This is a genomic window from Bradyrhizobium lablabi (assembly GCF_001440475.1).
Lineage (GTDB): Bacteria > Pseudomonadota > Alphaproteobacteria > Rhizobiales > Xanthobacteraceae > Bradyrhizobium > Bradyrhizobium lablabi.
In genome coordinates this window covers 75,732-75,993 of record NZ_LLYB01000082.1, presented here as the reverse complement: position 1 = coordinate 75,993, position 262 = coordinate 75,732, and the positions used below count along the sequence as shown (strand labels likewise).

Here is a 262-nt window from a genome sequence, read left to right as displayed (position 1 = left end):
CGTTTGTCGCGAGGGAAAACCGCTACACACTTTTCCGGATCATGCTCTAGTAGCGGCGGTTACCGACGGAGAACGACGAAGCGCCGGGCAGCGAATTGATCTCGCTGTCGATCCGGCCCGTCTGCTGGACGACGCCGACCCCGAGCGACAGGCTGAGATTTGACGTCGGCTGGAATTCGACGCCGGCATACGCGCTCGAGACGGGCAGCGTGCCGGATTTGGAGTCGAAGGGCGCGAACGCGCTGCTGCCGATGCCGGCATT

At 63.4% G+C, this 262-nt stretch carries 1 pseudogene; it reads right to left on the bottom strand.

Annotated elements, in window-relative coordinates:
- Positions 1-46: 46 nt before the first annotated feature.
- Positions 47-262, bottom strand: a pseudogene (locus CQ14_RS46630) (hypothetical protein); the annotation flags it as partial.